Source organism: Nocardia farcinica, from assembly GCF_029867845.1.
Lineage (GTDB): Bacteria > Actinomycetota > Actinomycetes > Mycobacteriales > Mycobacteriaceae > Nocardia > Nocardia farcinica_A.
This window is the reverse complement of the sequence record NZ_JARWRU010000537.1, coordinates 1-3051: the sequence shown is the minus strand read 5'-3', so window position 1 is coordinate 3051 and position 3051 is coordinate 1. Positions and strand designations below refer to the sequence as shown.

Here is a 3051-nt window from a genome sequence, read left to right as displayed (position 1 = left end):
CGATCACGTGGAATTCGCCACCGCCGAATGGGTCGACTGGTTCAACCACCGCCGCCTCTACCGGTACTGCGGTGACATCCCACCAGCGGAAATGGAGGCCGCCCACTACGCTCAACAACCAGCCCAGCCAACGGCGGGGCTATCACACCGATAGGTCTCCGGACTCACCGGGGCGATTCACGACAACCAGAAGCTCGACGCCTGGCTGGTCAAGCTCAAAGCCGGTACGACACAACAACTCGCCACCAAGTTCGACACCACCGCACCCACCCTCGAACAAATACTGGTGCCGCTGCGCTGGCAGTCCACCGCGACACCCATCACCGCGAAGGTCACCTCCGAAACCGGCGGGATCTACATCGTGAGCGCGTTCGTGAACGTGACCTCGAGCAGCGCCCAGAATGCCGACGGGACGCAGGCCACCGTCACCTACACGGTGACACTCGACAAGAACCAGGATTGGAAGATCACCGACGTCGGCGGACTCGACGGGGCCATGCCTACCACCAAATAGGCTCCGGTTATCCGGCCGGGCCAGGCAGTGGTCGATTCGGGACTTCGTCTGCCCGTGCGCCGACCCGGCAGTTACCCCCGCCCGACCGCAGTCGACAGCGCGAACACGATATCTACCGCCGCGGCTGCTACCTCTTCTCGTTCGACCGCGAGAATGCCGTCGATCCAGTCCAGATACAGCGACACCAGCGCACCACTCAGTGCTGTCGCCGCGATCGCGAGCTGCTTGTCCGAGGTCGGGAGCAGGTCGCCGGCGTGAGCGCCCAAGATCGGCATCACGGCCCGAAGGAATGTCGGCACCCGATCGGCACTGTGCCGTCGCAGCGTGTCGTCGCCCTGCGGCTCGCGCAACAGGATCCGCGCACGGCCCGGGTCCTCATCGAAATAGTCGGCGCAGATCTCGAACACCGAACGGATCGCCTCCGGTAATCCCGCTGTGAGGTCGACGGCTTGGAGACGCTTGATCAGCTCTGCTTCGACACGGTCGTAGACAGCGGTGATCAAGTCCTCACGGGTGCTGAACGTCTCGTAGAAGTAGCGCGGGCTCAAGTCAGCATCGCGCACCACCGCCCGCATCGTCACCGCGGCCACGCCTTTGGAGCCCAGGATTCGCTGACCCACCATCAAGAACTGTTCACGGCGGTCGGTCGAACGGTCCTGCAACGTCTGTCCACGCCACAACTTCGGAGAGCTCATGGTCCTGATGCTCTCATCGTCGGGTTCTCTCCACCCAGACCGCCCATTGACATCATCTGATTCTACATGAATCATGTGATTCATCATCGGGTCGATGGGGATCCGAACCGGAACACGAGGAGTCGGCATGTTCGACGAGCAAGAATTCCAGCGAGCCTTGGCTCAGCCGCGCCTGTCACGTCCGGTGCCGGAATTCCTGGAGTCCAATCGGGCGGTTCCGATCCGCGCGATCCCCGAGGCCGAGCTGCAAGCGACCACACAGGAGTGGTTCGATTCCTTCGCGATCAAGCTCGACTACCTCAGCGAATGCCACGGCACCGACTTGTCATGGCTGATGACATGGGCCAAGAAGTACTGGTGGAGCTTCCTGGTGCGCGACATGTCGATCAACGACGAGCTCTACACTCCCGACATCCGCTACACCGACGTCACCACGTTCGGCCGCACCATCGTCGGTATCGACGAGTTCGTCAAGTACAACTTCGCCTTCTTCGACGCGATCCCGGACTGGCGCTACGATCCGCTGCCCGATCAGGTCTACATCGACGTCAAGCCCGACGGCACCGTACGCACGGTCATCCGCTACATCGGCAGCGGTCACTGGAGCGGCCCGCTGCGCCTGCATCCCTACGACAAGACCGCACCGACCATCTACGGCACCGGCCGGTTCATCCAGGCCCCGGCCGTTGACCGCTACCACTTCAACAAGGACGGGCTGATGGAGGAAGGCGAGACCCTCTACGACTTCCTCGACGGTGTGCAGCGAGCCGGGATCCTGCCGCGCGACGACAGCTGGCCGTTCCGCACTCTGATGGCCGCGTCCAAGATCCCGGCGATCACCAAGAAGGTGGGGCGGCGGATCCGCAAGTAGCCGGGCTCGGACGTCTTGCCGTCGTGGCCGTGGGTCACGGCGGCCGGTGCGTCCGTCGACTACCTCGGGCGCAATTGAGAGAAGTCATGTTCATTGTCCTGCAGAGGTTCTCGACCTACCGCAGTGAGGCGCCTACGAAGAGTCCGGACACCGGGAGTGGATCGAACGCGGATTGTGTGAAGGAGTCTTTCTGCTGGCCGGAACCATCGACGAAGGTCGGGGCGGAGTCGTGTTGGCGCACAACATCAGTCGTTGCCAACTGACGCACCGTCTGTCGCGGGACCCGCTGGTCATCGCGGGTATGGTTAGCACCGAAGTCGTCGGGATCTCGCCTGAGCTGGCCGGTGGGAAGCTCGCCTTCCTGCTCGGATGACGACCGAAGGTGGATGGCTTCGGTCGCCGGCCTCGCTCGTAGACCGAATTCGTCGAGGCGGCATCATCGCAACGGTCAGTGGGAATTCGACCGGAGATCGATCCGGATGCCGGTCTCCCGCTCGGAGACTTGCCATAGGACATCGATGGATCGACCCAATCCTGGGTGCTGGGCGACCGGTCGGCTCACAGGGGCGCCTCGCGCGATGAGCATCGGGCCGAAGAACTGTCCCCCGCGGGCCGTCGGGTCGGTCGCGGCCCGAAGCTGAGGAAGGGCACCCTCGGTGGCCGACATTCCGATGGCCGCTGTAGCGCGCTGCAGTACTCGCTGGGAAATGCCTCCGCCGGAGGCTGTGACGCTGGCGGCGGTGAGATCCGTTCGAGCCGCACCCGGGGGGGGTGGGGCACGGGAGCACAACCCCCCGGGGGGGGGGGGGGGGGACCGGGGGGGCCGGGCAGCAGGCGGCAGTACTGGCGACCCCGCGTCTCGACCGTTTCGCTGAACGTGTCGTGTTCACCGCGAAACGGCGAGAACGTGCGCTCCGGGTTGCTGCGGGATTCGATCGGCCGAACCACTGCACGAGCCGAGGGAACCAGAG

General features: G+C 64.2%; 3 protein-coding genes and 1 pseudogene. 3 read left to right on the top strand and 1 reads right to left on the bottom strand.

Going from position 1 to position 3051, the window contains the following annotated elements; translation table 11 throughout:
• Both QH283_RS11660 and QH283_RS11655 read left to right on the top strand, forming a co-directional pair.
• A pseudogene (locus QH283_RS11660) lies at positions 1–154 on the top strand (IS3-like element IS987 family transposase); the annotation flags it as partial.
• A gap of 132 nt (positions 155–286) precedes the next feature.
• On the top strand, positions 287–514 hold the full coding sequence (locus tag QH283_RS11655) for a hypothetical protein (protein WP_280503027.1): 228 nt from the start codon (positions 287–289) through the stop codon (positions 512–514).
• Between the two features lie 71 nt (positions 515–585).
• Here QH283_RS11655 and QH283_RS11650 read toward each other — a convergent pair whose 3' ends face one another.
• Complete coding sequence (locus QH283_RS11650) at positions 586–1209, bottom strand: TetR/AcrR family transcriptional regulator (RefSeq protein WP_280503026.1); 624 nt, start codon at positions 1207–1209, stop codon at positions 586–588.
• 127 nt (positions 1210–1336) lie between these two features.
• Between QH283_RS11650 and QH283_RS11645 the strand changes: the two genes are divergently transcribed.
• Entirely contained in the window at positions 1337–2080 is a 744-nt protein-coding gene (locus QH283_RS11645; RefSeq protein WP_280503025.1) for a nuclear transport factor 2 family protein, read from the top strand.
• Positions 2081–3051 lie beyond the last annotated feature (971 nt).

What these genes read in the sequence shown, in the direction of transcription:
- QH283_RS11650 (WP_280503026.1), bottom strand. Translation starts at nt 1,209, where the DNA reads ATGAGCTCTCCGAAGTTGTGGCGTGGACAGACGTTGCAGGACCGTTCG.
- QH283_RS11645 (WP_280503025.1), top strand. Translation starts at nt 1,337, where the DNA reads ATGTTCGACGAGCAAGAATTCCAGCGAGCCTTGGCTCAGCCGCGCCTG.